The 26,751-nt window shown below is 62.7% G+C and carries 24 protein-coding genes and 1 pseudogene; 15 read left to right on the forward strand and 10 right to left on the reverse strand.

The features are described from left to right. Positions 1-64 precede the first annotated feature (64 nt). Both XI04_RS01225 and XI04_RS01230 read left to right on the forward strand, forming a co-directional pair. On the forward strand, positions 65-817 hold the full coding sequence (locus tag XI04_RS01225) for an imm11 family protein (RefSeq protein WP_081494332.1): 753 nt from the start codon (positions 65-67) through the stop codon (positions 815-817). A 415-nt stretch (positions 818-1,232) separates the two neighbouring features. After that, entirely contained in the window at positions 1,233-2,870 is a 1,638-nt protein-coding gene (locus XI04_RS01230; protein WP_271608821.1) for an AHH domain-containing protein, read from the forward strand. A 218-nt stretch (positions 2,871-3,088) separates the two neighbouring features. Here XI04_RS01230 and XI04_RS01235 read toward each other — a convergent pair. Continuing rightward, positions 3,089-3,328: pseudogene (locus tag XI04_RS01235) on the reverse strand (transposase); the annotation flags it as partial. Positions 3,329-3,659: 331 nt separating this feature from the next. Between XI04_RS01235 and XI04_RS01240 the strand changes: the two are divergent. Then, complete coding sequence (locus tag XI04_RS01240) at positions 3,660-4,493, forward strand: hypothetical protein (RefSeq protein ID WP_240536425.1); 834 nt, start codon at positions 3,660-3,662, stop codon at positions 4,491-4,493. 117 nt (positions 4,494-4,610) lie between these two features. Here XI04_RS01240 and XI04_RS01245 read toward each other — a convergent pair whose 3' ends face one another. The 3 genes from XI04_RS01245 to XI04_RS01255 form a co-directional block, all read right to left on the reverse strand. Next, a complete protein-coding gene (locus XI04_RS01245; RefSeq protein WP_271608819.1) occupies positions 4,611-6,146 on the reverse strand; it encodes an FAD-dependent monooxygenase in 1,536 nt (511 codons plus the stop codon). Positions 6,147-6,387: 241 nt separating this feature from the next. Then, positions 6,388-6,732, reverse strand: a complete 345-nt coding sequence (locus tag XI04_RS01250; RefSeq protein ID WP_028142609.1) for a response regulator — start codon at positions 6,730-6,732, stop codon at positions 6,388-6,390. Between the two features lie 149 nt (positions 6,733-6,881). Continuing rightward, positions 6,882-7,082, reverse strand: coding sequence for a hypothetical protein (locus tag XI04_RS01255; protein WP_028142608.1), 201 nt, complete (start codon positions 7,080-7,082; stop codon positions 6,882-6,884). A gap of 728 nt (positions 7,083-7,810) precedes the next feature. Here XI04_RS01255 and XI04_RS01260 point away from each other — a divergent pair. From XI04_RS01260 to XI04_RS01275, 4 genes are all read left to right on the forward strand, one after another. Then, positions 7,811-8,239 (forward strand): GNAT family N-acetyltransferase, encoded by a 429-nt coding sequence (locus XI04_RS01260; RefSeq protein ID WP_028142604.1) that lies wholly within the window; start codon positions 7,811-7,813, stop codon positions 8,237-8,239. A gap of 240 nt (positions 8,240-8,479) precedes the next feature. Then, positions 8,480-9,748, forward strand: coding sequence for a CaiB/BaiF CoA transferase family protein (locus XI04_RS01265; RefSeq protein WP_028142603.1), 1,269 nt, complete (start codon positions 8,480-8,482; stop codon positions 9,746-9,748). A gap of 151 nt (positions 9,749-9,899) precedes the next feature. Next, positions 9,900-11,105, forward strand: a complete 1,206-nt coding sequence (locus XI04_RS01270) for an acyl-CoA dehydrogenase family protein (protein WP_028142602.1) — start codon at positions 9,900-9,902, stop codon at positions 11,103-11,105. 9 nt (positions 11,106-11,114) lie between these two features. Then, a complete protein-coding gene (locus XI04_RS01275; RefSeq protein WP_028142601.1) occupies positions 11,115-11,678 on the forward strand; it encodes a flavin reductase family protein in 564 nt (187 codons plus the stop codon). Between the two features lie 25 nt (positions 11,679-11,703). On the opposite strand, the gene XI04_RS01280 is transcribed toward XI04_RS01275, so the two are convergent. After that, on the reverse strand, positions 11,704-12,612 hold the full coding sequence (locus tag XI04_RS01280) for an NAD(P)-dependent oxidoreductase (protein ID WP_038947160.1): 909 nt from the start codon (positions 12,610-12,612) through the stop codon (positions 11,704-11,706). Between the two features lie 168 nt (positions 12,613-12,780). Here XI04_RS01280 and XI04_RS01285 point away from each other — a divergent pair, with 168 nt between their 5' ends. The 6 genes from XI04_RS01285 to XI04_RS01310 all read left to right on the forward strand — a co-directional run bounded on the left by XI04_RS01285 (position 12,781) and on the right by XI04_RS01310 (position 19,130). Beyond that, positions 12,781-13,764 (forward strand): ABC transporter substrate-binding protein, encoded by a 984-nt coding sequence (locus tag XI04_RS01285; protein WP_038947161.1) that lies wholly within the window; start codon positions 12,781-12,783, stop codon positions 13,762-13,764. Between the two features lie 74 nt (positions 13,765-13,838). Beyond that, positions 13,839-15,533 carry a dihydroxy-acid dehydratase gene (gene ilvD, locus XI04_RS01290; RefSeq protein ID WP_271608818.1) on the forward strand — a complete coding sequence of 565 codons (1,695 nt, stop codon included), beginning with the start codon at positions 13,839-13,841 and terminating at the stop codon, positions 15,531-15,533. 123 nt (positions 15,534-15,656) lie between these two features. Next, positions 15,657-16,502 carry an ABC transporter ATP-binding protein gene (locus XI04_RS01295; protein WP_271608817.1) on the forward strand — a complete coding sequence of 282 codons (846 nt, stop codon included), beginning with the start codon at positions 15,657-15,659 and terminating at the stop codon, positions 16,500-16,502. Then, positions 16,499-17,284, forward strand: a complete 786-nt coding sequence (locus XI04_RS01300; RefSeq protein ID WP_028142596.1) for an ABC transporter permease — start codon at positions 16,499-16,501, stop codon at positions 17,282-17,284. Before XI04_RS01295 ends, XI04_RS01300 begins: the two co-directional genes overlap by 4 nt. Further along, complete coding sequence (locus XI04_RS01305) at positions 17,284-18,048, forward strand: ABC transporter permease (RefSeq protein ID WP_370157228.1); 765 nt, start codon at positions 17,284-17,286, stop codon at positions 18,046-18,048. Before XI04_RS01300 ends, XI04_RS01305 begins: the two co-directional genes overlap by 1 nt. Before the next feature lie 35 nt (positions 18,049-18,083). Then, the gene (locus XI04_RS01310; RefSeq protein ID WP_271608816.1) at positions 18,084-19,130 is read left to right on the forward strand and encodes a peptidase M29; all 1,047 of its coding nucleotides are present in this window, start codon (positions 18,084-18,086) and stop codon (positions 19,128-19,130) included. Here the strand turns inward: XI04_RS01310 and XI04_RS01315 are convergent. Genes XI04_RS01315 through XI04_RS01335 form a run of 5 tightly spaced genes read right to left on the reverse strand, consistent with a single transcriptional unit; the run spans position 19,127 to position 24,836 of the window. Beyond that, positions 19,127-20,119, reverse strand: coding sequence for a 3-hydroxybutyryl-CoA dehydrogenase (locus tag XI04_RS01315; protein WP_271608815.1), 993 nt, complete (start codon positions 20,117-20,119; stop codon positions 19,127-19,129). The two genes, XI04_RS01310 and XI04_RS01315, sit on opposite strands and share 4 nt — an antisense overlap. Positions 20,120-20,122: 3 nt before the next feature. Further along, complete coding sequence (locus XI04_RS01320) at positions 20,123-21,211, reverse strand: NAD/NADP-dependent octopine/nopaline dehydrogenase family protein (protein ID WP_271608814.1); 1,089 nt, start codon at positions 21,209-21,211, stop codon at positions 20,123-20,125. Continuing rightward, positions 21,208-22,734 (reverse strand): class I adenylate-forming enzyme family protein, encoded by a 1,527-nt coding sequence (locus XI04_RS01325; protein ID WP_038971969.1) that lies wholly within the window; start codon positions 22,732-22,734, stop codon positions 21,208-21,210. The genes XI04_RS01320 and XI04_RS01325 overlap by 4 nt, the downstream gene beginning before the upstream one ends. A 2-nt stretch (positions 22,735-22,736) precedes the next feature. Then, positions 22,737-24,026 (reverse strand): acyl-CoA dehydrogenase family protein, encoded by a 1,290-nt coding sequence (locus tag XI04_RS01330; protein WP_038947170.1) that lies wholly within the window; start codon positions 24,024-24,026, stop codon positions 22,737-22,739. A 12-nt stretch (positions 24,027-24,038) separates the two neighbouring features. Further along, positions 24,039-24,836 carry an alpha/beta fold hydrolase gene (locus XI04_RS01335; protein WP_049806472.1) on the reverse strand — a complete coding sequence of 266 codons (798 nt, stop codon included), beginning with the start codon at positions 24,834-24,836 and terminating at the stop codon, positions 24,039-24,041. Between the two features lie 214 nt (positions 24,837-25,050). Here XI04_RS01335 and XI04_RS01340 point away from each other — a divergent pair, with 214 nt between their 5' ends. Together XI04_RS01340 and XI04_RS01345 are read left to right on the forward strand one after the other, a co-directional pair. After that, complete coding sequence (locus tag XI04_RS01340; protein ID WP_038947172.1) at positions 25,051-25,812, forward strand: SDR family NAD(P)-dependent oxidoreductase; 762 nt, start codon at positions 25,051-25,053, stop codon at positions 25,810-25,812. Between the two features lie 31 nt (positions 25,813-25,843). Then, complete coding sequence (locus tag XI04_RS01345; protein WP_038947173.1) at positions 25,844-26,680, forward strand: enoyl-CoA hydratase family protein; 837 nt, start codon at positions 25,844-25,846, stop codon at positions 26,678-26,680. Positions 26,681-26,751 lie beyond the last annotated feature (71 nt).

Below are 26,751 nucleotides of genomic sequence, written 5' to 3' on the forward strand. Positions count from 1 at the left end.
TACTTGCCGCCAGATTCGTTGCCCGAGACCGAAGGTTTGACACGTCGGGCAAAACACATGCAGAATGGCATCATCGGAAGAGTCCGACAGCTCGCGGGAAGCCGCGGGCTTTTTTGTTGAGCAGTCGATCGTGGTCTCCGCCGCGCGTCATTGCGGGCACGCTTTTCAATGGGTTCAAGTCATGAGTGACGATAAAGCAATTTCTGCTGCAAAGCGGCCCAGAGCGCGAAAACGCCGCTTCTACGAAATGGGTCCCGATTTTAACGGAGGGCGACCGGGCTTTTGGGTTGCGGACGAGAGCGTCCTTCCCCCCCACAGAGTATATCGTCTGCCCGCTTCTACACCGCCCGTGCCTTACATGTTTGATAAATCCGATGGCAGTCTGCCCTATGACCTGGAGGTCTGCTTTCGCTGGTGGCTCGTTTCGGACCGGACAAAGGCTGTCTTCGAGCGGGTTGATCCGGAGGCATTTGTGTTTGTGCGGTGCGACGTGCGAGTGCCGCAAGGTCGCTATCATGGACCGGACTATTGGCTCTGCGATGTTGTTCGCGTCCTCGACGCGCTGGACGAAACGGAGTCCTGCTTGCGCATCGGTGTCCGGGACGATGTTCGCTACATAGACCACGGTCAGAAATACTACGGGTTCATTCCCGGCTACAAACTGGTCTTCAGAGAGGCCGCGATCGGTAACGCGCACATCTTCCGCATGGCCTACGACGAGGCGACTGTCATATGCGATCAAGAGTTCAAGGACGCTTGCAAGTCGGCGGGGCTGAGGAGAATTCGGTTTCGCGATCCCTCAAAAAGCCGATATTGATTCGCGCCATCCTGAGAAATGAAGTCTGTTCGCTGGTGGGCGGCAGTGCATACTCGGAACAGGTGAGAAACGCCGGCCGCCTTGGCTTCAACGATGACCAGTTCAGACTTAGCGATTACTGCTAGCGGACAAGGCTGGCGCCTGCGAGCGGATGGCGGCGGGGCGCGCCAGTACTTCTTCCCGATAAAATAGAACGAAATAAAGCCCACGCTTTGGGGCCGGTAATCAATTCGCGCTCCATGGGCGTCGACTGCGGGCGGTCTGATCGAGCGATCGCCTGCACGCCATAGTACTTCAGGAAAATTGCAACCTTGTTTGACGAACGCGCGGGCGTTCCCGCCGCGGCAGCGCTTGCGCGCCTAATCCACTCACCTTGCCAGCTCCCATACTCAATGAAACCCCTTTGTGAGGGTGCATGTCGATTTTTTTCGATCACCACATCATTCCAGAGCGCTTTAGAGACTACCCCGCGTTTCGCGGTATCGACAAGAAGACGTTCGATATCGACGCGCCCGCAAACCGAATCTATTTGCCAGCAAATCGGGAACTCGCTGCAAAGTTGGAGGTGTCGCCCCATCCGAGCAGACACGTGGGGCCGTATGGCGACCTCATTTGTAAGAGGCTCAAAGAGATCGCAACGATCGGGAGTCCGGCCGAGCGACTTGTGGAGATCAAGACTCTTATCGATGCTATGCGCGTTGGCTTCCTTAACGGCCATCTCTACACCAATGTGCCTATCGGTAAAACACAAGAGGAAGTCTACCAAGGGGTCGAGAAAGTTTTGACGGACCCCAAGGCTTACCGCGATCAATACCCGGATCAATTGAGGACCATCAGAGATGTCGAGCGAAGGGGAGCGGACGCCGGTCAGGACCACCTGATCAAATGGCTGCTCTACCTGGACGATCCGGAGCGGCAGAAACTGATAGATGAGGCAATTGCTCGCAATCCTGACGTCAACATCACCGCTGGCAATCGCGACCTGCGCGGAACGAATTGGTCCAAGTTCGAAGCGTTGGATCCCTCTTCGGACCCTTTTCGCGTACCCGGCTCAACATCGGCCAACCCGAGCGACTTTCCGCCGCTGCCGGGCTACAGCTCACCTCCGCGTGCCGGTCTGAACGAACAGGAAGGGTTTGCGCGAAGTGATCCCCGCTTCACACGTGCGCTGCCACCGTTTCCCACGCTAGATCCCAACGAACGGATCGGTCAATTGCCTCCGACAACGGTCGCTCCATCAGATCCGCTTGTGCTCCAGTCCGATCCGCACTCCGGAGTGACGTATCCGTACTACGAGAATCCGTTGGCTGGAGGCGCATCTCCGGAGCGTGATGTTCTTCCTTTGTTGGCCGGAGGGGCCGCCCTCGGCTTAGCGGCGCCTTCTATCCTCCCCTGGCTGTTCGGTATTGGAGGCATCTTGGCGGTCACGCGAACTGCCAACGCGCAGGAGAGTAGTTCCGGCGGCACGATGGGCGCGGCTACTCCTGGCGGAGGAGTGTTCTCGACAGGAGCGCCGCCGCTCAACATCATCGGCAATGGACTTAACGTCGACAGCGCGGCCAGTGGCCGCGGCTCTTCGGCTTCATCGACATTTGGGCGGCAGGTGGGCGGAGCTTCCTCGATCGATCCAGAGACTCGCGCTAGCACTTTTGCAGATCGCTTTGGCAGCTGGGCCGGCACGCCAGACGGCACTGCACCTGCCGAGCCGGCAAACGTGGATAGATTACCAGACGCTCCTGCAGGCGGATCGGTCGCGCCCGAAAACGTTCGGCGCCTCGCCCGCGTCAATGAGTCCAACGCGGGCAGCGTGTTCACGTCCGGCAGTGCGCCGGTCCCGCATCTGCTGCCTTCCACGGAATTCAACGAGCGGTTCGGCAACTGGACCGTGCCGACCACTGGCAGCGCGCAACCGCAACCCAGCAAGCCAATCGGTCTATTTGCCGACGAGCCGAGCTACGTCATTCCACCCCCGATCTTCGGAGTGGACGGTCCAGGCAATCCGCATAGTGACGCTGAGGAGTGGTTTTCGCGGTGGATACGGCCGTTGCTTTGACCAGAGTAAAGGTTGCGGAGCGGCGTCGTTCGTTTGACACGTCGGGCAAAACACCGGCAGAATAGCATCATCGGAAGAGTTCGGATCGAGCCCGCGGGATGCCGCAGGCTTTCTTTTGGCTGAGCAGTAGGCCGTATATTCATTAAAGAGTGTCTGTTCATGAGGGCCAACCGGAAATCTTCTAGTCGGCCAGAGCATTACTGCTTCTGACCGATTCCGTTGAGGTGAACCTCATCGCACAGGCGCCGCTCTGACCGGATGCCGAAGCAGTAACCGATCAGCAGCATCCGGATCATCAGCTCCGGATCGATCGAAGGCTGACCGATGTTGCTGTAGAAAGGTGCCAGGTCCCGCTTGATCTCTTGAAAGTCGACAAACCTGTCGATCGACCTGAGCAGGTGATCGGCGGGAATATGCTTCTCAAGTGAGAACTCGTAGAACAAAGCGGCCCGGCGCATATAATGCCTGGCCGGAATCCCTGCGCTTATCACCGGAGTAATTGGCCTTTTGGCCCGAAGGGGAGGTTCGGGCGGCGTCCTCCGTTGTCGGCTCGTTGGGTAGACCGGAAGCAACCGGCCGACCTTCCAAGCAGCGCCAGTGACCCGTAGCAGACTTTTGGCATATTGAGCGGATGCAACCACATTGCTATGCTTCGTTCACATCGTGCCTTAGGTCTGATGGGCAGGCTTGATCAGGCTTACGGACTGCAGCCTGCAATTTGGAAATTGGAATTCTTGAAGCCATAGGCCCCGCCTCCGGACGCATTTCAAAAGCGGCCGGGGAATGTTCATGGACGTCATTTCCCTCCGTTCTTCCCCTGACTCGGAGGCGGGCTTTTTCTGTCAGCTTGATCGAAAAAGTGATTCCGCCATGTCCATTCCAAAAAACATAACCCAATGCACTTCAGTCAATCGCCACAACAGAAGCACGGCGTGCCACTACTTAGTTGTTTTAATGCTTTCAGTTTGCATCCTTCAGCTCGCAAGCAGTACGGCGCAGACCCAGTGCGCAGCTCGCGATGTTTTGGAGAGACAGCTGAAATTCAAGACACGCGCGTCCGAAGCGCCTCAACGGCTTATTCAATCCGAGCGTGACATTGCGATATGGAAGACAATTGCAATAGGCACGTTCGCCGACTCACTTAAGCTGCGCGATGCACTGGACAGCATGCGATGCAGTGTGGGCAGCCAAGCGGGCGAGATCCTTGCCCGACCGTCCTTTATTACTGCTTCTCAGAAGACAGACATGGAGCTTGCACTCGTCTCCCCGACGCAACTTGGGTTCACGAACGATAGTGTGACGTTAGCTGACCTTTACTCACGGGCTCGAAAACTCGGCCTTGAACTCGCACCGGCAGAGGTCGGACCACAATTGCGCATCCAATATTTCGACCAGCCCGTGGGCGAGTTCCTCATCATCGGAATGGAGCCGATCATGACCTGGAGCGGGGACCCGATTATTCTGAATGTAGCAAATGGCGGCGCCGGATTGATCCTCATCGGCCAAGACGGTAGAGCCGAAGCCGAGATACCTGCCACGTCTCGGATCGTTTTTGCGCGCTCGCATAAACTTGCGGCCAATACCAATCTCGTCGATCAAGCTGCTGCAGTTCCGCGCGAGTAAGGAGGGTGAACTGGCCCATCGGCGACCTTCAATGATGTCCGCTGTTTGTGCTCCTCTGGAGAGACGAGCGGACATCAGGGGCCGCCGAACCAGGCGCCCAATTCAGGAGTACGGGCGCTACGCCGCCGCAGGCGGCCCGAACCACCGCAGCAATGTCTCGTCGAGTCCGTGCTGGCTCTCATCTCCCACCCAGGCGACGTGCCCGTCCGGCCGCACCAGCGCTGCGTCCGGTGCGGCGACCCGGCCGATCACCGGAAGCTCCCATACGCCATCGGTGCCGGCTTCGACGACATCGATGCGACTCTTCCACGGCCCGATGTCGGTGCCGCCTCGCTTGCCGAAATTGAGCAGCACGCCCCGCGCGCCGTGCAGCAGCGTGAACAATTTCAGCTTCCGGCCCTCGACGCTCAGCTCGAGATCCGGCATGCGCCGCCCCAGCAGCGCGTGGCCTTCGCCGAGATCGTAAGCGATGTCGAGCCCGCTCATCATGGCGCCAAAACGTTTGCGCGGCTCGTCCATGCCGAGCAGTTCGGAGACGGTGTCGCGTGCGGCCTTGAGGCCGTCGTCGCCGCGGCGGAGCAGGGCGATCTGCGCCATGGTGTTTTTGAGCACGCGCGCGCCGACGGGATGGCGCTCGGCGTGGTAGCTGTCGAGCAGGCTGTCCGGCGAGATGCGATGGACCACCTGCGCCAGCTTCCAGCCGAGATTGACGGCGTCCTGCACGCCGATGTTGAGGCCTTGCCCGCCGACGGAGTGATGGATATGCGCGGCATCGCCGGCGAGCAGCACGCGGCCTTTGCGATAAGTGGTGGCCTGCCGTGCCGCATCGGTGAAACGGGAGATCCAGGCGGGATTTTGCAGTCCGAAATCGGTGCCGTAGACCGCGACGAGGGCATCGCTGAGATCGCGCAAGGAGGGCTCGCCGGTGCGCGTGAGCGTTGCTTCCGTCACGACGACCAGCACGCGGCCGCTCTCGGTCTTGCTGAGGCCGTGAAAGCCGAGCGCATCATGACGCAGGCCCCATGCCGGCGCCTCGCGCATCTCGACCTCGGCCATGACGTTGCTCAGCGTCGGTGAGGTGCCGGCAAAATCGATGCCGGCGGCCTTGCGCACCAGGCTGCGACCGCCGTCGCATCCGACGAGATAGTCTGCGCGCAAGGTCTCGCCACCGGAGAGCGTCACGTCGATGCCGGTTTCGTCCTGTGCGAAGCCCGTGAGCTCGACATTGCGATAGACCGGCACTTTGAGCTCTTCGACCCAGTCCGCCAGGATGCGCTCGATGTGGCTCTGCCGCAGCGCCAGACCGTAAGCGTGCCTTGTGGGGAGGTCGCTGATGTCGAGCCGCGTCCAGGCAAAGCCCGCGAGCTGGACGATCTGTCCCTCGCGCAGGAAGCGATCCGCAACGCCGCGCTGATCGAGGATCTCGATGCTGCGGGCATGCAACCCGCCGGCGCGCGTGCCGACGAGATCCTGGCTCGCGCGCCGCTCGAGGATGGCGACATCGACCTTTGCGAGCGCGAGCTCGGCAGCCAGCATCAGCCCGGTCGGGCCGCCGCCGGCGATCACCACGGCATGGTCGGGCGGCATCTGGTTCCGCGCGTCGGCTCCCTGTGGCTGACGGCGTGAACGGGACGTCGGAAGCAATGCAGGCATGTCGTGACCCCTCGGCTGGTTGCTTTGGATGTTTCCTGGGTCGGGGGTTCTACGGCAGAGGCGGGGACTTGAAGCAAGCCCGTTGCGCACCACATATTGAGTTGGGAGGAGGGGCTTCCTCTTCCGCGTTCGCCGCGTTGACACGTCGGGCAAAACACCGGCATGATGGCATCATCGAAAGAGTTTGGTTCAGCCCGCGCAGAGCGATCTGCGGCGGGTTTTGTTTTGCGGGATTGGACGGTCAGCAAACGCCGGTGGTCCGCTGCATGATGTCGGCGAGCTCCTCGAACGAAAACGGCTTCCTGATCATCGGAAGGCCGCCGCGCCGGGGCTCGCGGCCCGACAATTGCAGCATCTTCAGCTCCGGGCGGACGCGCTTGGCCAGCTCGGCCAGTTCATGACCATCCATGCCGGGCATGTTGATATCGGTGATGAGGATGGAGATGTCCTGGTTCTGCTCGAGCCGGCCGAGTGCATCCGGGCCGCTTTGGGCGCTGATCACCTCGCAGCCGAGATCTTCCAGCATGCCCACGATCACGTCGAGGACGGCGGGATCGTCGTCAACAACCAGGACAGTGTGGCTCATCGCAGGAACGTTCCTTCTGACGAAGCATTCAACGCGCCTCTCGCCGGATAAGTTCCAGCAAAGGCCCGGCCGCGTAAACGGATGTCGAGACTTCGGGCAAAACATCGGCAGAACGGCATTATCGAAACGCCCGCCGGGCGCCGGTCCGCCTAATCGTCCTTCGACAAATCGCCCGGTTTGGCGGGAATGTCGATGGTGCCGCCATCGCCGTGCACGAGATCGCGATTGCTCTGCTTTGTCTCGCCGGCGTCTTCGATGATCGCCTCCTGCGGCTCGCGCTCCTTGTCGATGCGCGGCTTGGCTCCGGGCAATTCTCGCGATGTCTCTGGTGACGTCATCTCAAATGTCATCTCACCGATCCTCCTGATCGGCTAACTTTCGCCGGGCCGGTAAGTTCGTTTGACGCGTCGGGCAAAACACGGGTATGTTGGCATCATCGAAAGAAGTTTGGTTCAGCCCGCGCGGAGAATATCCGCAGCGGGCTGTTTCATTTCAACGGGGCTTTGACACGTCGGGCAAAACACCGGCATAGTGACATCATCGAGACGAGTTTGGTTCACCCGCGCGGAGCACTCCGCCGCGGGTTTTTTTGTCTCGGTTTTCGAGATCGGACGGCGGCGGCGCATTACGGCCACGCACTCGTCAAACCTGGAGCGCCGATCGGCGCGCCGTCGTCCGAACCATTGCCGGCCGTGCACGCGCGAACGTGCCGGCCCGCGGCGCTGGGGCGTGTTGCCCGCGCCGCTGCGGTCTCCGGAAGACACGGAGATAGGGTTCGCGCCCGAAACGATCGCGCCTCGCCTGGCGCGATCTGCCGCGCATTTTCTTCTTATGGAGGGATGATGACTGCCTATCTGATATCGCTGGCGGCTCAGAGCTGACTTCCAGCACCTGCGGCGCTGGCGAATGAGCGTGGAACAAGCGCAGAGCTACACCTTCAAGGCGGTGATCACAGTCATTGCGACCGGGCTGATGGGTGCGGTCTGGCTCGGTGTCAAGGTCGTGCTGGGCAAGTGAGCCTCGACCGCTACGGAGTCGCAGGTCGCGCACTCCCGATTACCCCGCCAATAGGTATTCCATGTACAGAATTCGTATCGTCGATGCGGACGATGATGAGACTGCCGAGATTCTCGGCGATTTGCACCGGCTGACATTCTTCGGTGGGGCGGCCCTGCCGCAGTTCGAATCGGGGTCGTGGTGGCTCGCCTATCACGATGATGACGCGGTTGCCTTCGCCGGCGTCGTGCCGTCGACGCATGCGCGAAGAAGTGGATATTTTTGTCGGGTCGGCGTCTTGCAGCGGCATTGGGGACGGGGACTTCAACTCAGGCTGATGCGAGCGATCGAGGCGCGAGGGCGGCGTCTGGGATGGGACAGCATCGTCTCCGATACGACGGACAATCCCGTATCTGCCAATAATTTCATCCATGCGGGTTATCGGCTGTACGAGCCCGAATCGCCCTGGGCCTGGTCGCATACGCTTTATTGGCGAAAGTGGCTGCGCTGAGCAATTGGAGTGGTTTCCCGTGATGCGGAACGTGACCTTCTCGGACTAGATTTGCTGCGCAGGATGCGCGCAGCCTCCATACGCTCAAATATCTGACGGCCCGGCAGCTTGACGCTGCCGGGCCGTTTTTGCGTTTCAGGTGAAGCGAGCGAGGCCCTTGCGAAGTTGGCGGCGCCGGGCTTTAAGTTTGCTCTTGCAGGAAATTCGGCGGCCATAAGCCGATGTAAGGGAGCGCTATCGATGCCGACCAAGCCTCAATTGCCGGAACGTTCGTCGCGAGCGATGGAAGGGCCGAGTGCGCTCGACGGTCTGCTGGTCATCGATTTCACGCGTGTCGTCGCCGGCCCGGCCTGCACGCAGACGCTTGCCGATTTTGGCGCGCAGGTCATCAAGATCGAAAATCCCGACGGCGGCGACGACACACGCGCCTATGAACACGCCGAAATTGGCGGCGAAAGCGCCGCCTATCTCAGCCTGAACCGCAACAAGCGCGGCATTGCGCTCGACCTTGCCGTGCCAGAGGCCCGCGAGATCGCGCTGGATCTGATCCGCAAGGCGGATGTGGTCGTGGAGAATTTTTCGAGCGGGGTCATGAAGAAGTTCGGGCTCGACTATGACGCGGTCGCCCCGCTCAATCCCCGGCTGGTCTATTGCTCGATCTCCGCCTACGGACGCTCCGGACCGTTCGCCTCCCGCCCCGGCTTCGATCCCATCACGCAGGCGGAGAGCGGCTTCATGTCGCTCAACGGATTTGCCGACGGTCCGGCGGTTCGTACCGGCCCTCCGATCGTGGACATGGCGACGGGGATGTCTGCCTGTAACGCCATCCTGCTCGCGCTGTTGGCCCGGGACCGGCTTGGCCGCGGGCAGCATGTCGAAGTCGCCTTGTTCGACGTTGCGATGGGGATGACCGGCTTTTACGGCATGGCGTATCTCATCAATGGCGAAAACCCCGGCCGGTTCGGCAATTCGCCGAGCGGGTCTCCCACCGTCGGCGTCTATGAGGCCTCCGATGGGCCGCTCTACATGGCCTGCGCCAACGATCGGCTGTATCGCCGGCTCGTGGTCGAGGTGCTGAACCGGCCTGATCTCATCACCGATCCGCAGTTTGCCTCGCGCAAGGCCCGTTCCGAGAACAAGGAGCTTTTGCGGGCAGCCATTGCGGAGGTCTTTGCCAGCGATACGCTCGAGAACTGGATGGCGAAAATGAAGCTGGCCAATATTCCGGTCGGCTATCTCCGGACGGTCGAGGAGGGGTTCAATGCGCCAGAGGCTCGCGAGCGCCATCGCTTGAGCCGCATTCCGCACCGTACAGCGGAATGGGTGCCCAACATCGAGCCGCCGATTACCATGAGCCTGACCGCCGCGATCGATCCCGTTGCGGCCCCGCTGTTAGGCGAGCATACCGAGGACGTCTTGCGCAGCATGCTCGGCTATGACGAACGTCGGATCGCGGAGTTTACCCGGAAGGGCGTATTTGGCCCGGGCAAGCCCTCTACTCCGGTTTAAGCCGGAGCCGTCAGTCCCTGGCAACAGGCGTCACGCGGTATGTGAATCGATGCTTCGTGATGCCTGCTGCATTGGCTTGATTTGGTAAGGGGCCGGCCGCATAAATACGCCAAAGTGAGGGAAGCGAATGGCGCCTGGTCGAAAGCCGAGCATGGGTCAGCCCACCGGGCCGGAAGCCGGCGAACGCGCCTATGCGGCGATGATCGCGAAGGCCCGGGCCCTCGTGCCGCGACTACGAGAGCGGGCGGTGCGGACGGAGGAGCTGCGGCATCTCCCGTCGGAAACCGAGATGGACCTCCATGAAGCCGGCCTGTTCCGGATGCTTCAACCGGCACGGATCGGCGGCGCCGAGCTCGACTATGTCGCTCTTGTCGACTGCGCTGAGCTGCTCGGACAGGCGGATGCGTCGGTGGCCTGGAATCTCGCCAATCTGGCGAGCCATCACTGGATGCTCGGCATGTTCGAGCAGAAGGCGCAGGATCTGGTCTGGGGCCGTGATCCCGATGCGCTGATCGCATCCTCATTCATTTTTCCCGCCGGACGCGCCACGCGGGTCGAGGGCGGTTATCAGCTGCGCGGCAGCTGGCCATTCTCCTCCGGGGTTGCCTCCTGCGAATGGAACATGCTTGCAAGCGTGGTCTACTCCGACGACGAGGCCGACGGCATCGAGTATCGCATCTTCCTGCTGCCAAAAGGCGATTACAACGTGCTGGACACATGGAACGTCGCGGGATTGCGCGGGACCGGGTCCTGCGACGTGGAGGTCAGGGATGTCTTCGTGGCTGACCATATGACAGTCGCCGTCGGCGACCTCTCAGGCGGCCCGACGCCGGGAAGCACGGTCAATCCAAATCCGCTGTATGCGCTGCCCGTGTTCTCGCTGTTCCCATACGTCCTCTCCGGTGTCGCGCTGGGGAATGCGCAAGCGTGCCTCGACGATTATACGGAGGTCGCACGTCATCGTATTTCAACCTACAACCGGGCCAAATTGAGCGATTTTCAAAGCACCCAGATCAAGATCGCGGAGGCCTCGGCGAAGATCGATGCCGCGCGCCTGATCATGCGCTCGGCGTGTCTCGATGCCATGGAGGACGCGCGGCTTGGTCACATCCCCGGCATGGCGACCAAGACCCGTTATCGGCGCGACGGATCTTTTTCGGTGAACCTGTGCACGGACGCGGTCTCGATGCTGTTTGCCGCGAGCGGCGCGCGCGGTCTGTTCACGACAGGCGTGTTGCAGCGGCAATTTCGCGATGCGCACGCGATCAACTCGCATCTCGCATTCAACTTCGATGCGGCCGGGACCAACTATGGACGGGTGGCGCTGGGCCTGCCGTCCGAAAATCTCACGCTGTGAGGCCGGCCGATGAATGATCTGCCGCAGCAGCCCGGCGCTCCCGATCCCGCCAACGAGTTCGCGAGCGACAGCTCGTCGATCGATCCTCGCGACTTTCGCAACGCGCTCGGAACCTATGCAACGGGCGTGACGATCATCACGGCCGCAGCGCCTGACGGCAAGCCCTACGGGCTGACTTGTAATTCGTTCGCCTCCGTCTCGCTGAACCCTCCGCTGGTGCTGTGGAGCCTGGTCGTCTATTCCTCCAGTCTGACCATCTTCCAGAACGCCAGCCATTTCACCGTCAACGTGCTTGGTGCTTCGCAGCAGGCGCTTGCGACAAAATTCGCCAAGTCGTCGGACGACAAGTTCACAGGTGTGGACTGGGCGCCGGGCCTCGGCGGAGCGCCGGTGCTTGCGGAGAGCGTCGCCAACTTTCAATGCCGCTCCGTGAATCGCTATTATGGCGGCGACCACGTGATCTTTCTCGGCGCGGTCGAGGCCTATACCTACGGTGCGAAGGAGCCGCTGCTCTTCGCGCGGGGGACGTTCGGCCGATTCCTCGCAGATGACGAGCGCAAGACGTCGCCTTGACGTGCTTCAGATCTCGCTCGACGGCTTAGCGCTCTGCCGCTGAAAGTTTGTAAATCTCCAGTGCGTCCGCTTCCGCGCCGCGCGCGGCCTTCGCGAGCCTGAAAAGTTGTCCCGCAAGAGAGGCCATCGGCACCGGTGTCGATGTCGCCTGCGCGACGTCGGCGACCGTATCGAGATCCTTGAGCATCGTGGCAATGTGACCGAGCGGTGGCGAGTGAATGCCTTGCACCATTCTGGGCACGAAAAGCTGGAGCGGGATCGAGTCCGCAAAGCCGCCGGCGAGCGCTTCGGGCAGGCGATTGGCGTCAATACCGGCGTTGACGGCCAGGCGCGTGGCTTCCGCGAGGACGGCCATCGCGCATCCCACGATCACCTGATTGCAGAGTTTCGTGGTCTGGCCGGCGCCGGTCGGGCCCATGTGGGTGAACCTGCGCGCCATGGCCAGCACGTAAGGGCGTACCCTCTCGATCTCGTCTGCTTCTCCGCCGGCCATGATCGCAAGGGTACCTTCCTCGGCGCCCTTCGTTCCGCCGGAAACCGGTGCATCGATCCAGCCGGCGCCATTGGCGGCTTTCAGTCGCTTTGCCAGATCGCGGGCGGCGTCGGGATGTATCGACGAGAAGTCGACGACAAGCTTGCCTGCGCCGGGCGCTGCCGCGAGCCCGTCAGGCCCGAAGATCACCTCCTCGACGGCCGCGGCATCCGTCACGCACATGAAGGCGATATCGGCGTTCGTCAGGAGATCACGAGGCGTGGCTGCGCGCCCGGCTCCGGCCTCGGCGAGCGGAGCCACCTTGCCCTCCGAACGGTTCCAGACAGTGACCTGATAGCCGGCCTTGAGCAGGCGTCGGGTCATCGGCGTTCCCATCAGGCCAAGGCCGAGATAGCCGAGCCTCTCGACGCCTTGCGGGTTTGCCTCGCTCGCATCAGCCATAGGTTGCCTCCTTCTGCCGCAGCGCGACGTGGCTTTACCATACATTGCGCGTCGGACGGCAAAACCGCCGGGCTCGCATGGCTTGCCTGATTGTTTGAACCATGAAAGATTTGAGCCCGGTCGGGGTTGGGTGGCGCCGGTCGGCGCCGGAGCAGCGGAGTGGGCACGATGCGAACCGTTTCGAAATGGATCCTGGCTTTGGGGGCGGCGGCCGCCGTGAGCGCGGGGGCAAGCCCGTCATGGGCGCAGCAGACGATCCGCGTCGGTTGGACGATCCCGGCCGAGGAATCAAAGTACTGGATGATGCGCCGCCCGGCTGAATTTCCCAATCTCGGCAAGACCTACAATATCGAATGGACCCAATTCCAGGGCACCGCACCGATGACGCAGGCCTTGGCAGCCGGCGCGCTGGACTGCGCGACGCAGGCGCCGCTGTCGCTCGCCAATGGTGTGGTCGGCGGCAATCTCAAAGCCTACATCGTGGCGCAGCACGTGTTCGAGAAGCCCGGCGGCTTCTCGGTCTATTGGGCTGTCATGGATGACTCGCCCATCAAGACGATCGCTGATCTCAAGGGCAAGACGGTCGGCATTTCCGTGATCGGCGGCGGCACGCAAGGCCCGTTCAACCTGCTCCTGAAGCAGAATGGCGTCGATCCAACCAAGGATATCAAGCTGGTCGAGGTCGGCTTTGCCGTCTCCGAGGATGCGCTGCGTCAAGGCCGCGTCGATGCGGTCAACATGAACCAGCCGTTCGCCGCGCGGGCAGAGGCAAAGGGCGGCACAAGGAAGCTCTTCTCGCTGTCCCAGGCCATGCCGAATATCGTGCATATCCTGGAAGCTTGCCGTGCCGATTTCGTCGACAAGAACCCGGAACTGGTCAAGGCCTATGTCCGCGATATCACCTCGGGCATGAAGAAGGCGCTGGCGAACCGCGAGGAGACTCTCAAGGTCGTCAATGAGGTGCTGAAGGCGCCCATCCCGGTGCTCGAGACATACCTGCTCAAGGACAACGATTTCGGCCGTGATCCAGGTGCGGCGCCGAACTTCCCGGCGATCCAGAAGATGCTGGACATCTACGCCGAGACCGGAATGCTGCCGAAACTGGATGTCGCGCAGTTCAAGCATCCGACGATCGTCGCGCCGCTGCAATAGGCGAGCGAACGATCCTAACGAGGAGCGTGCGGCGTCCTGGATGATCTGGGACGAAGCACGAAGAAGATGCACGTATGAAGAAGTTGCGATCACGCGTCACCACAGACGGCATCGACCGGGCTCCGCATCGCGCATTCATGCGCGCGATGGGGCTCGACGACGCTGCGATTGCCAAGCCGATGGTGGGCGTCGTCAGCATGAAGGGCGAGCAGACGCCCTGCAACATGACACACGATTTTCAGGTGGCGGCGGCCAAGACGGGTATCGAAGAGGCTGGCGGCACGCCGCGCGAATTCTCCACGGTGTCGGTCTCTGACGGCATCAGCATGAACCATGAGGGAATGAAGTTCTCGTTGTTTTCGCGTGAACTGATCGCCGACTCGATCGAGGCCGTCGTCCACGGTCTGGCCTACGACGCGCTGATCGGATACGGCGGATGTGACAAGACGCTTCCCGGCGTGATGATGGGCATGGTTCGCTGCAACGTGCCCTCAATCTTCATCTACGGCGGCAGCGCGCTGCCGGGCCGCGCGGATGGGCGCACGCTGACGGTGCTCGATTCCTATGAGGCTGTCGGCAGCTTCATGACTGGTGAGATCGACGGCGCCACGCTGGAGCTGATCGAGCGTGCCTGCTTGCCGACGATCGGCGCCTGCGCCGGCCAGTTCACCGCAAACACCATGGGAATGGTCTCGGAGGCGATGGGCCTGACCATTCCCAACGTCTCGATGGTGCCCGGTGTCTATGCCGAGCGTGCGCAGATATCGCGGCGCGCCGGACGCCTGATCATGGAGATGCTGGAACGCGGCGGACCGTTGCCGCGCGACATCGTGACGCGCAAGTCCCTGGAGAACGGTGCGGCGATCGTTGCCGCAACGGGTGGCTCGACCAACGCCGCGCTGCATCTGCCCGCAATCGCCAACGAGGCCGGCATTGCATTCACGATCGATGATGTGGGCGAGGTCTTCGCCAGGACGCCGTTGATCGGAAATCTGCGGCCCGGGGGCAAATACACGGCAAAGGATGTTTACGACATCGGCGGTGCGGCGGTCGTGATCCGTGAGCTGATCCAGAGCGGGCATATCGATGGCAGCTGCTTGTCCATCACCGGCCGCACACTTGCCGAAGAGTATGGCGCCGCCAACGCACCCGATGGAGAAGTTGTGTATGCGGCCCGCGCGCCGATCATGCCTGACGGCGGCGTAGCGGTGCTGAAGGGAAATCTCTGTCCCGACGGTGCGGTGATCAAGGTCGCAGGTTTGAAGAGTCAATTCTTCGAAGGCGTGGCGCGCGTTTTCGAGGATGAGGAAGCCTGCGTCGCGTCGGTTCGTGACCGCAGCTACAGGGCAGGCGAGGTCCTGGTCATCCGCAATGAGGGACCGGTCGGCGGTCCGGGCATGCGCGAGATGCTTGGCGTCACTGCACTGATCTACGGGCAGGGCATGGGTGAAAAGGTCGCGCTGATCACCGATGGCCGGTTCTCTGGCGCGACCCGCGGCATGTGCATCGGCTACGTAGCCCCCGAAGCATTTGTTGGTGGTCCGCTTGCACTCGTTCGCGACGGTGACAGGATCCGGATCGATGCCGCAAACCGGCGGATGGATGTGCTGCTCGATGAGCAGGAACTCACAGCGCGGCGACGAGATTGGAAGCAACGTCCGCCGCGTCACCGGGCAGGCGCGCTTGCAAAGTATGCGCGGCTGGTTGGGCAGGCGCCGGGTGGAGCCGTGACGCATGAAGGCCCGGCAGAATGGCCGTGGTTCGAATGACGCACCGCACGGGTCCGAAAACGACCGCCTGTCTGGCAGGTTTCTTGCTAAGCTCGTGCCGCTGACCGAGAACGTTCAGCGGGTTCGTCGAGAAATGTTCGCGCGAGTGAGGCGAGAGACGGGATGACGGTAGTGCCTGCGAGATCGAGCGAATGGGTGAGACCGGTGAGATCACAAGAGCCGGCTTCTGCGATCATCGAGATCGACCGCGTCTCGCAGGTCTTTCAGACCTCGGCGCGCAAGGATCATGTGGCGCTTTCCGACATCTCGCTGACGATCGAGGAGGGCGCCTTTGTCTCCATCCTCGGGCCGTCCGGCTGCGGCAAGTCGACACTGCTTTATATCGTCGGTGGTTTTGTCAGCCCGACCAGCGGCTCGGCGAAGATCAAGGGACATGCGATCACGGGGCCCGGTCCGGATCGCGGACCGGTGTTCCAGGAATTTGCCCTGTTCCCCTGGAAGACCGTGCTGGGCAATGTGATGTACGGCCCGCGTCAGCAAGGTGTGCGCGCCGCCGAGGCGGAAGCGCAGAGCCGGGCCTTGATCGAGATGGTTGGCCTCAAGGGCTATGAGAGTTTCTACCCCAAGGAATTGTCGGGCGGCATGAAGCAGCGCGTGGCGCTGGCGCGGACGCTCGCCTACCATCCCGAAGTTCTGCTGATGGACGAGCCGTTCGGCGCGCTCGACGCGCACACAAGGACGCGCCTGCAGAACGACCTTCTCAGCATCTGGGAGCGCGACCGCAAGACGGTGCTGTTCGTCACCCATTCGGTAGACGAAGCCGTCTTTCTCTCGGATAAAGTCGTGATGATGTCGAAATCGCCCGGCCGCATCCGCGAGGTCATCGACATCGATCTGCCGCGACCGCGCCGCCGCAACGAGCTGTTGCTCGACCCGCGCTATCAGAAATACGTCGTCGATATCGAGCGCATGTTCGATGAAAGCGACGAAGCCGGGCCTGCCTCATGATGTCGTCAGCCACCTTGATCAGACGGGCCGCTCCGGTGCTGGCCTGCATCGGGTTGCTGGCCGTGTGGCAGGTTGCGTCGCTTGCGCTGAAGAACGACAGCTTCCCGACGGCAACCGAGGCGATCCGGGCAATTCCGGATATTCTCGGCGACAAGGAATCCCTCATCAACATCCTGGCCTCGCTTCGCCGCATGGCGATCGGGTTCGGTGTGGCGGTGCTGGTTTCGATTCCGCTGGGCCTGTTGATGGGACGCAGCCGCGGCGTCGCGGCCTTTTTCAATCCGCTCCTGATGGTGATTTATCCGGTGCCGAAGGCCGCCTTGATGCCGATCATCATGCTTTGGCTGGGCGTCGGCGACGTCACCAAGACATTGGTGATCTTTCTGGGCGTCAGCCTCCCCGTGATCTATCACAGCTTCGAGGGTGCCAAGGCTGTCGAAGAGAAGATGCTGTGGTCGGGTGCCGCGATGGGGCTTTCGCCGGCGCAACGCCTGGTGCGGATCGTGTTGCCCGCGGCGCTGCCGGAGATCCTGACCGGCTGCCGCACGGGACTGGTGCTGGCGTTGATCACGATGATCACCAGCGAGATGATCGCCCGCCAGTCCGGCGCCGGCAACATCCTGTTCAATGCGCTCGACATGGGTCAGTACGACACCGTCTTTGCGATGATCATCATCGTGGGCGCGATGGGAATCTGCCTCGACGCGATTTTTGAAAGGGTTCGTGCCAGGCTCGTGCGTTGGTCCGAGCCTCAGTTCGACATGCCGCTGAGCTTTTCGTGATGTCGCGCATTCTCTCCGCAAGCGTCCTTCTTGGGATTGCCCCGATCGTGCTGGTCATTGCGTTGTGGCAAGGCCTGGTGTCGTTCGGCTTCGCGCCCGCGGTCTTGCTGCCGCCGCCGGGCTTCGTCTTCGGCCGGCTGCTCCAGCAGCTCGTGACGTGGACGTTTCAGCAGGAGATCGCGGCAACTCTGATCCGGCTGTTTGCAGGGTTCGCGATTGCGGTCGTGCTGGGTGTCAGTATCGGCATTGCCGCCGCCGCCAATCCGGCGATCAACGCGGTGGTTCGGCCGATCGTGCGCGTATTGGCCCCGCTGCCCAAGGTCGCGCTCTATCCGGCACTCCTGCTTTTGCTCGGATTCGGCCACGGGTCGAAGATCACATTGGTGGCCGCGGACGCGCTCTTTCCCATTCTGCTCTCGACCTATTACGGCGCGTCGACCGTCGAGCAGAAGCTGATCTGGTCGGCGATGGCGGCGGGAACGCCGCGCTACGAAATCCTCTTCAAGGTGGTGCTGCCGGCGGCGATGCCGTCGATCCTGACCGGATGCCGGATCGGGCTTGTCATTTCCTGCATCGTGGTGTTTCTGGCCGAGATGATCACGTCGACGGACGGATTGGGGCACGCGCTCGTGACAGCGGCGCGAACTTTCCAGGCCGTCGATATGTTCGTACCGCTGATCACGATCTCGCTGCTGGGCCTGATCCTGAATGGCCTGCTCGGGGCGCTACGCTCGTACCTGCTGCGGGGCTTTCCCGAGGCGTGAACTGACCAAGAAGAACAGAAGACCGGGAGTGAACCATGCTGGCTGATCGCATCGAGGCAAAATGGATCGACGCATTCTGCGAGATCTTTGAACGTTGCGCCGTCAAGGCCGGCGATACCGCGGCGATCCTGTCGGAAACCCAGTCGCGTGCGTTGAATGTGCATTTGGCGGAGCTCGCGCTGCTGCGCATGGGTGCGCGGCCGTTTCACGTGGTCATGCCGACACCGCGCAATCGGAATATCGTTCCGGTTCGCTCGACAGGGGCGAGCGAGGCGATCCAGAAGCTTGGTCCGGTCATTACCGCGCTTCAGCAGGCCGGCTTCGTGGTGGATTGCACCGTCGAGGGCCTGATGCATGCGGTGGAGACGCCGGAGATCCTCAAGGCCGGCGCGCGGATCCTGGTGATCTCCAACGAGCATCCCGAGGCGCTGGAGCGGATGGTGCCGGATCCCGCGCTCGAGAAGCGCGTTCGTGCGGCGGCCAAGATGTTGCGGGGGACCAAGCGGATGCGGGTGACGTCGAAGGCCGGCACGGCGCTGGATGTCGACATGGTCGGCGCGTCCACGGTCGGTGTGTGGGGCTGGACCGACAAGCCCGGCACGCTGGCGCATTGGCCCGGTGGAATCGTCGTCAGCTTCCCCAAGAGCGCGACGATCAACGGCACGCTGGTGATGGCGCCGGGCGACATCAATCTCACTTTCAAACGCTACCTCACATCACCCGTGAAGATGACCTTGAAAGATGACTATGTCGTCGAGCTGGAAGGCGAGGGCACGGATGCCGCGATGATGCGCGCCTATCTTGCTGCCTGGGGCGATCGCGAGGCTTATGCCGTCTCGCATGTCGGTTTCGGCATGAACCCCGGTGCGCGCTATGAAGCGCTGTCGATGTACGACCAGCGCGACACCAATGGCACCGAGATTCGGGCCGTCTCCGGCAATTTCCTGTTCTCGACCGGCGCCAACGAATTCGCCGGCCGCTACACGGCGGGGCATTTCGACCTGCCGATGATGGGAACGACCATCGAGCTCGATGGCGTCGCGGTCGTTCGCGAAGGCGTGTTGCAGGACGTCTTCGGCTAGTTGCGGTCGAGCACGGGTGGGCGAGCCAGGTCGAAGTGGCGGAGCAGATCCACCATGGCCTGAAGCCGTTTTACGCGATAGGCGTCAACGTCCATGCCCGAATAGTCGAGGAAGCCGGCACCCGTGCGCAAGCCGATCCTGCCTTCATGCATGTTGCGTGAGATGACGTCCGGCGCGCGGTAGCGGTCGCTGCCGAGCGCGCCTTCGAGATAGCGACTGGCGTAGTACAAGATATCGCCGCCACCCCAGTCGATGAACTCGAGCAGTCCGAGCACGGCGTAGCGGAACCCAAAACCGTAGCGGATCGCCTTGTCGATCTCCTCGGCACTGGCGACGCCTTCCTCGACCATGCGTGCGGCCTCGTTCATCGCCAGCGCCTGGATGCGCGGAACGATGAAGCCGGGCGTCGCCGCGCAGACGACCGGGACCTTGCCGATGCCTTCGAGCAGTCCCTTGACCTCGTCGACGATGGCGGGATCGGTGGCTCTGCCGGGCGAAACCTCGACCAGCGGGATCAGGTAGGCCGGATTGAGCCAATGCACGTTGAGGAAGCGGCGAGGATTCACGATCGCGCCGGAGAGATCATCGACGAGGATGGTCGACGTCGTCGATGCCATGATCGTGTCGGGTCGGACCTGCCGTGAGGCTGACCCCAGCACCTCGCGCTTGAGCTCGACGACCTCTGGAACCCCTTCGAAAACCATTCCGGCCTCGGATAGCGCTGCCCCGCTCTGGCTGGCGGGCACCACCGAGACGCGCGCGATGAGCGGATCGACATCGGCCTCCGTCAGCAGCCCCAGCTTGGACAGGTTGGCAAAGGTCTTCGTGACCTCGCCGAGCGCGTCGGCCTCAAGCTTGGCGAAGTCTTCTGCGCTACGGGCCTTGACGTCGATCATTGTGACCTGATGGCCAGCGTAGGCAAACGCGACCGCGATGCCGCGTCCCATGCGGCCAGCCCCCAGACAGACGATATTGGCGCGGTTGGTCATCGGTCAGAATCCATTGCGAAGCAGCGTCTGTAATTCTGCCTTGCTGAGATTGTCGAGCCCCAGCGTCTCAAGCGTTCGGCCACCTTGCGCAAAATCCTCGCCGCAGACCGCGCCGCCGATCGACAGGAATGCTTTGGCCAGCGGCGTGGCCACGCCAGCCAGGCCTGCGACGGAGACCAGCAGCGACAGCCCAAGCCGCAGGTCCTCGCGCATATAGCGATGCTCCGTCAGCACGATCCGTTCGCGCCAGTCCCCTGAATCCGTCAGCCGGTCGTGTGAGCCGCGGCCATACATCCAAATCTCGCCCTCTTTCGCATAGTGATGAGCGAGCGGGAAATGCGGTGCACCGTAACCAAGTGCCTCGCGCACCGCGATGCGTTCCGCGTCGAGCGCGTCGGTCACCCGCCGGATCGCGGCTTGTGTGCCTTCCTTATGAATGTCCCAGCGCTCGAAATGTTCGATTGGACCGGCATTCATCACGATCAGCGGCGGATGGATGATGGGTCCTGCATTCATCAGCGCCCCGGACAGCGCGTCTCCGCACGGCTCGATCGTATCGGGGAAAGCGCGTCCGATCACCTCGAGCGCATGCGGTGCCCGGTCGAGCGGGAACACGCCGACTGGAAGCCGCTTGGCGCGGATGGTGATCGCGACCTCGAACGGTCCGTGCTTGCGGGTGAGCCACGGCAGTGTACCGGTTTCGGCAAAGCTTGCCCTGGCCTGGTTCCCAGCATCCCGCGCAGCCTCTGCGAAGATCATCGAGCCGAATGTCGCCGGCGGCAAGAATACGACCTGACCGTCCCGCAGATGCGGGGCGAGCAGGCGAGCGATATCAGTCTGTGCGAAGGCAGGAGCGGGGCACAGGATCAGCTCCGTGCCGTTGACGGCCTCGGCGATATCCGTCGTGACCAGCGCGAGCGTCACGTCGTGGCGGCCGTTGTGATCCTTGACCAGGATGCGCGAGCCGGCGGCGCGATGTGCCGCGACCTGACCGGCATCGCGGCGCCAGAGTCGCACCTCATGCCCCGACAGCGCAAAATCGCCGGCGGCCGCGAAGGAGCCGTTTCCTCCACCGAGAACTGCAATCTTCAAGATGCTTCTCCTTGCGCGCGGGACTGCGCATCAAGCTGCTTCAGCAGGAAATGCTGGACCTTCCCCAGCGCGGTGCGCGGCAGGTCGGCGACGAAGACGATGTCGCGTGGCACCTTGTAGCGGGCGAGTTGCGCCTGGAGATGGGCTCTCAGCTCGTTCGCTTCGGGCCGGCAGCCGGATCGGGGGATGACATAAGCGATCGGCACCTCGTCCCAGCGCGGGTCCGGCCGGCCGATCACGGCGCATTCGCTGACATCGGGATGTTCGAGCAGGACGCGCTCGACCTCGGCCGGGTAGACGTTCTCTCCCCCCGAAATGATCATGTTCTTCTTGCGGTCGCGGACCCAGAAATAGCCGTCGGCGTCGCACAGGCCGATGTCGCCGGTGCGATACCAGCCGTCGTGCAATGCGTCGCGCGTTGCCGCCTCGTTGCCCCAATATTCGAAGAACACATTGGGTCCGCGTACCGCGATCTCGCCCGGCGTGCCCGCCGGCACCTCATTGCCGGAATGATCGACCACCTTCGCTTCGCAGCACAGGCCGGCAAGACCGGTCGATCCCGCACGCGAAAGGTCGCCGCCTAGCCGCGTGTAGACGGCGATCGGGCAGGTTTCCGTCGAGCCGTAGACCTGAAGCACCGGCACATCGCGGGCGACGAAACGCTCGATCAGATGCGGAGGCACGATGGTCGAGCCGGTGGCGACGGCTTTGAGTGACGAAAGATCGGTGGCGGCCCAGGCGGGATGCTCGCTCACCGCCTGGATGATCGCAGGCACCATGACCGTGAGTGTCGGCCGCTCCCGCTCGATGGCCGCAAGCGCGGTCTCCGGCGCGAAGCGCGCATGGACCGTGACGGTCGCGCCAAGTTGCAGCGCCGGCGTGGTCTGGATGTTGAGGCCGCCGACATGGAAGAACGGCAGCACGGTCAGCACGTGATCGTCGGACGTCATGTTGTGCATGTGCTGGCTCATGACGCCGTTCCAGAACAGCGCCTCCTGGCGCAGCACCGCGCCTTTCGGCCGCCCGGTTGTCCCCGATGTGTAGACGATCAGCAGGGGGCAGGAGAGATCGGTGTGCGGATTTCGGCCGGCGCCGTCGCTGCGCGCGAGCAGGCTTTCGAATGTCGTGCCGCGAGGTGGCGTGAAGTCGAGGCCGACAACGGACGTCCCCGGCGCAAGCTCGGGGAGAACTCCCTCGAAGGCCCGCTCGAGCACCAGCACCTTGGCGCTCGCATCGGCGAGAATGAAGAGTTGCTCGGCGACCGCCAGCCGCCAGTTCAGCGGCACAAGCATCGCACCCAGCCGCGCGCAGGCGTAGAGCAGAACAAGATAGTCGGGTCGGTTCAGGCTCAGGATGGCGACGCGGTCGCCGCGGCCGACGCCGAGCTCCTGTTTCAATGCCGTCGCGGTGCGTTCGATGCGCGCGGCGAACGCCGCATAGCTCAGCCGTTCCCCTTCGAAGGCAATGGCTGTCTTGTCTGGCGCGAACGCCGCGTTGCGATCGATCAGACTGCAGAGGTCCACCGTCAGTCGTCCGTCTCGCCGGTCTCATACAGCGCCTCGCGTCCGATCCGGTCGAGGCAGAGCTCGGCGGTCCAGGGCAGCATCAGCGAGCCGCAGCGGCTGTCGCGGTAGATCCGTTCCAGCGGCAGCGAGCGAAGCATGGCCTGTCCGCCGCAGGTGCGGATCGCGAGCGCGGCAAGCTCATTGGCGCCTTCCATCACCGAATATTGCGCGGCATAGGCCCGCAGCACCTGCTCCTTGCTCGGATTGGCGCAGGCTTCGGTGACGGCCTGGAACCAGATCGCCTTGACCTGCTCGAGCTTGATCTGCATCTGCGCGACCGCGATCTGCTTGGTCGGATACATCCGGCGCTTGACCGGCGGCATGCCCGGCACTTCGCCGCGCAGATAACGCACGGTGAAATCATAGGCCGCTTGCGCCAGGCCCATATAGGTCGGCGACAACGTGAGGAACATGTGAGGCCAGCGCATCGCGGCCTGGAAATAGACGCCGCGCGGCATCAGTGCAGAGTCGGCCGGCACGAACACGTCCTTGAACAGGAGCGTCCGCGAAACCGTTCCGCGCATGCCGAGCGGGTCCCAGTCACCGACGACAGAGACGCCTTCCGATTTGGCGGAGATCGCGAGGTAAAGCGTGTTGCGGCGCGAGGCCTTCTCGCCTTCCTCGATCTCAGTGCAGAGCACGCCGTAATAGTCGGCATGGCCGGAGAGCGATGCAAAAATCTTCTTGCCGTTGACGATCCAGCCGCCCTCGACCGGCCTTGCTTCTGTGCCGAAGGCGACGCCGCCTGCGGCGGCCGCTCCACCCTCGGAGAAGGGTTGCGAATAGATCGCACCATCCTCGACGATGCGCTTGTAGTGGACTGCGCGACGCCGCTCGTGCTCGGCCCGGGTCCCGGCGTCCATGTCGAGATCGTCGGCGAGGGGCCCCGACCATAGGGTCGAGCACACGTGCATGTTCCAGGTCAGCGCGGTCGCGCCGCAATAGCGGCCGATCTCGGCGGCCGCCAAAGCATAGGTCTGGTAGTTCGCGCCGAGCCCACCGTGTTTCTTGGGAACGGCAATGCCAAGCAGACCGACGCGGTGCAGGTCGCGATAATTCTCGATCGGAAAGGTCGCCTCGCGATCGTAGGTGGCGGCGCGAGCGGCGAACACGCTCTGACCGATCTCTCTTGCCCGCGTAACGATGCCAGCCTGCTCGTCGCTGAGGCGGAATGCAACGGGATCGAAGATCGGCGCATCCAGCGCCACCTTGTCAGTCGTGCCGATCGTCTTGCTGACTTGCATGGTCATTGCGCGGTCACCTTACGCTTTGGTCGCGAGAGAGTTCAGGAACCGGCCGAGGGCCTCGTCAAAGGCCTCGGGGCGCTCGAGGTTGGCGAGATGGCCGACGCCGGCGAGCTCGACATATTCAGCACCAGGGATGTAGTTCGCAGTCTTTGCCATCATCGGCGCGGGCGCATTGTTGTCCTTGGAACCCGACAGCAGCAGCGTCGGGACGGAAATATTCGCAAGCGTGCTGCGCTGGTCGAAGCCGATGAGAGCCAGCATCATGGCACGATAGCTTGCCTCGGGCACGCTCCCCATGCATTCGCGTGCAAGCACGATCCCGTTCGGATCGGGATCGTCCCCGACAAGCTCCTTCACCAGCGAGGGCGCCAGCGACTTCATCGTCTCTCCGCGATCGAGCGGCCCGAGCCGCGCCGCGATGAACGATTTCTGCCAGTCGCCGTCGGCCTTGCCGAAGGCCGGGCTGGTCTGCGCCAGTACGACCGCGCGCGCCAGCTTTGGCGATTGCACCAGCCATTTCTGCACGATCATGCCGCCAATCGAGTGACCGACCAGAATGGGTCTGGTTGCATCGAGTTGCTCAATGAACTGCTGGAGCGCCTCCGCCAGGGTAGCAATGCTGACGCTGGCGAGCGGTGCCGATCTGCCGTAACCCGGCATATCCCATGCGATCGCGCGGAAGCGGCCGCCGAACGTGGCAAGTTGCCGCCGCCAGGCCCGCGCTGCGCCGCCGATGCCATGAAGGAAGATCAGAGGTATCGCATCCGGATCGCCCGCGGCTTCGTAGGCGAAGCGTCCGTCCTTTGTTATCATTGGCGCAGGCTGCGACACGCGACATCCTTTTGCTTGGCCCTTGATGCTAACAGGCCTGTGGGGGATGGGAAGCGATAATTTTATACTTAAAGCAATTTTCGGGCCGCCCTCTCGTGCCCCGACGTTCGCGGCCGCGAGGCGCCGCTTTCGTTGCAAAAATTTGAAGGTTAAAATATATCGGAGGAACGATCATCGGATCCGAGGGAGCCAGCGCATGTCCGGATTGCCGCACTCGCCGCACGCACTGGTGACCGGTGGTGGCCGCGGCATCGGCCGTGCGATCGCGGCGGCCCTCGTCGGCGCCGGCGCCACTGTGACGATAGTCGGTCGGAACTCCGCGGTCCTCGAAGAGGCGGTCAATGCAGGCGCCGCGCATTTTGCGGCCGTCGCCGATGTTTCGGACGAAGCGTCGTTGAAGGCCGCCATTAGCGAGGCCAGCGCGCGAAAGCCGATCGATATCCTGATCGCCAATGCGGGCAGCGCCGAATCCGCACCATTTGCGAAGTCGGACGCCGCTCTTTTTGCGCGCATGATGGACACCAATTTCATGGGCGTCGTCCATGCCATCCACGGCGTGCTGCCGGGCCTGAAGGATCGTCCGTATGGCCGCATCGTCGTGATTGCGTCGACCGCGGGGCTCAAGGGCTATGCCTATGTCAGCGCATACACTGCGGCCAAGCACGCCGCGGTCGGTCTCGTTCGTTCGCTTGCGCTCGAGCTGGCCGGTAGCAATGTGACCGTGAATGCGGTTTGCCCGGGCTTCACCGACACCGACCTCGTAGCTGGCAGCATCGAGAACATCATGACCAAGACGGGACGAAGCCGCGAGCAGGCGATCGCCGAACTCGCCAAGCACAATCCGCAAGGGCGCCTGATCGCGCCTCAAGAGGTGGCGGATTCCGTGCTGTGGCTGTGCGGGCAGGGAGCCAGTGCGATTACCGGGCAGGCAATCGCGGTGGCTGGCGGCGAAATCTAGCGGCGCGGAACGAACACACCAAGGAGATCGCATGAGCAGACCAGCAAATCCCGTCACCATTCCGCTCGCGGACTATTCGCCGCAGCACTTCCTGCTGGCGGTGGTCGACGGCGTCGCGACGGTCACGCTCAACCGGCCCGAACGAAAGAATCCGCTGACGTTCGAAAGCTACCGGGAACTGACCGATTTCTTCCGCGCTTGCGCCTTCGACGACGAGGTCAAATCCATCGTCGTCACCGGCGCGGGCGGCAATTTCTCGTCCGGTGGTGACGTGTTCGAGATCATCGGCCCGCTGGTGAAGATGGACACCAAGGGGCTGACGGCCTTCACGCGGATGACCGGCGACCTCGTCAAGGCGATGCGGGCCTGCCCGCAGCCGATCATAGCCGCGGTCGAGGGAATCTGTGCCGGGGCCGGTGCGATCGTCGCCATGGCATCGGACATGCGCCTCGCGGCAGGCGGGACCAAGGTTGCTTTCCTGTTCAACAAGGTGGGCCTTGCCGGTTGCGACATGGGCGCCTGCGCGATCCTGCCGCGGATCATCGGGCAGTCCCGCGCCTCCGAGCTGCTCTACACCGGCCGTTTCATGACCGCGGACGAGGGCGAGCGCTGGGGCTTCTTCAGCCGCATCGTGACGCCGGAGCAGGTGCTGCCCCAGGCGCAGGTCCTGGCCAAGCAGATCGCGGAAGGGCCGACCTTCGCCAACACCATGACCAAGCGAATGCTGGCGATGGAATGGGCAATGTCGGTGGAGGAGGCGATCGAGGCGGAAGCCGTTGCCCAGGCCCTGTGCATGACCACAGCCGATTTCGAGCGCGCCTTCGAGGCCTTCGCCAACAAGGTCAAGCCGGTATTCAGGGGCGACTAAACGGCGTCTTTGTCCGAGCCGGCCAACAACGGGGACTTGCACGAAATTATTTTAGGCTTAAAATAGTTTCA

This window comes from Bradyrhizobium sp. CCBAU 11430 (assembly GCF_028128855.1).
GTDB lineage: Bacteria > Pseudomonadota > Alphaproteobacteria > Rhizobiales > Xanthobacteraceae > Bradyrhizobium > Bradyrhizobium ottawaense.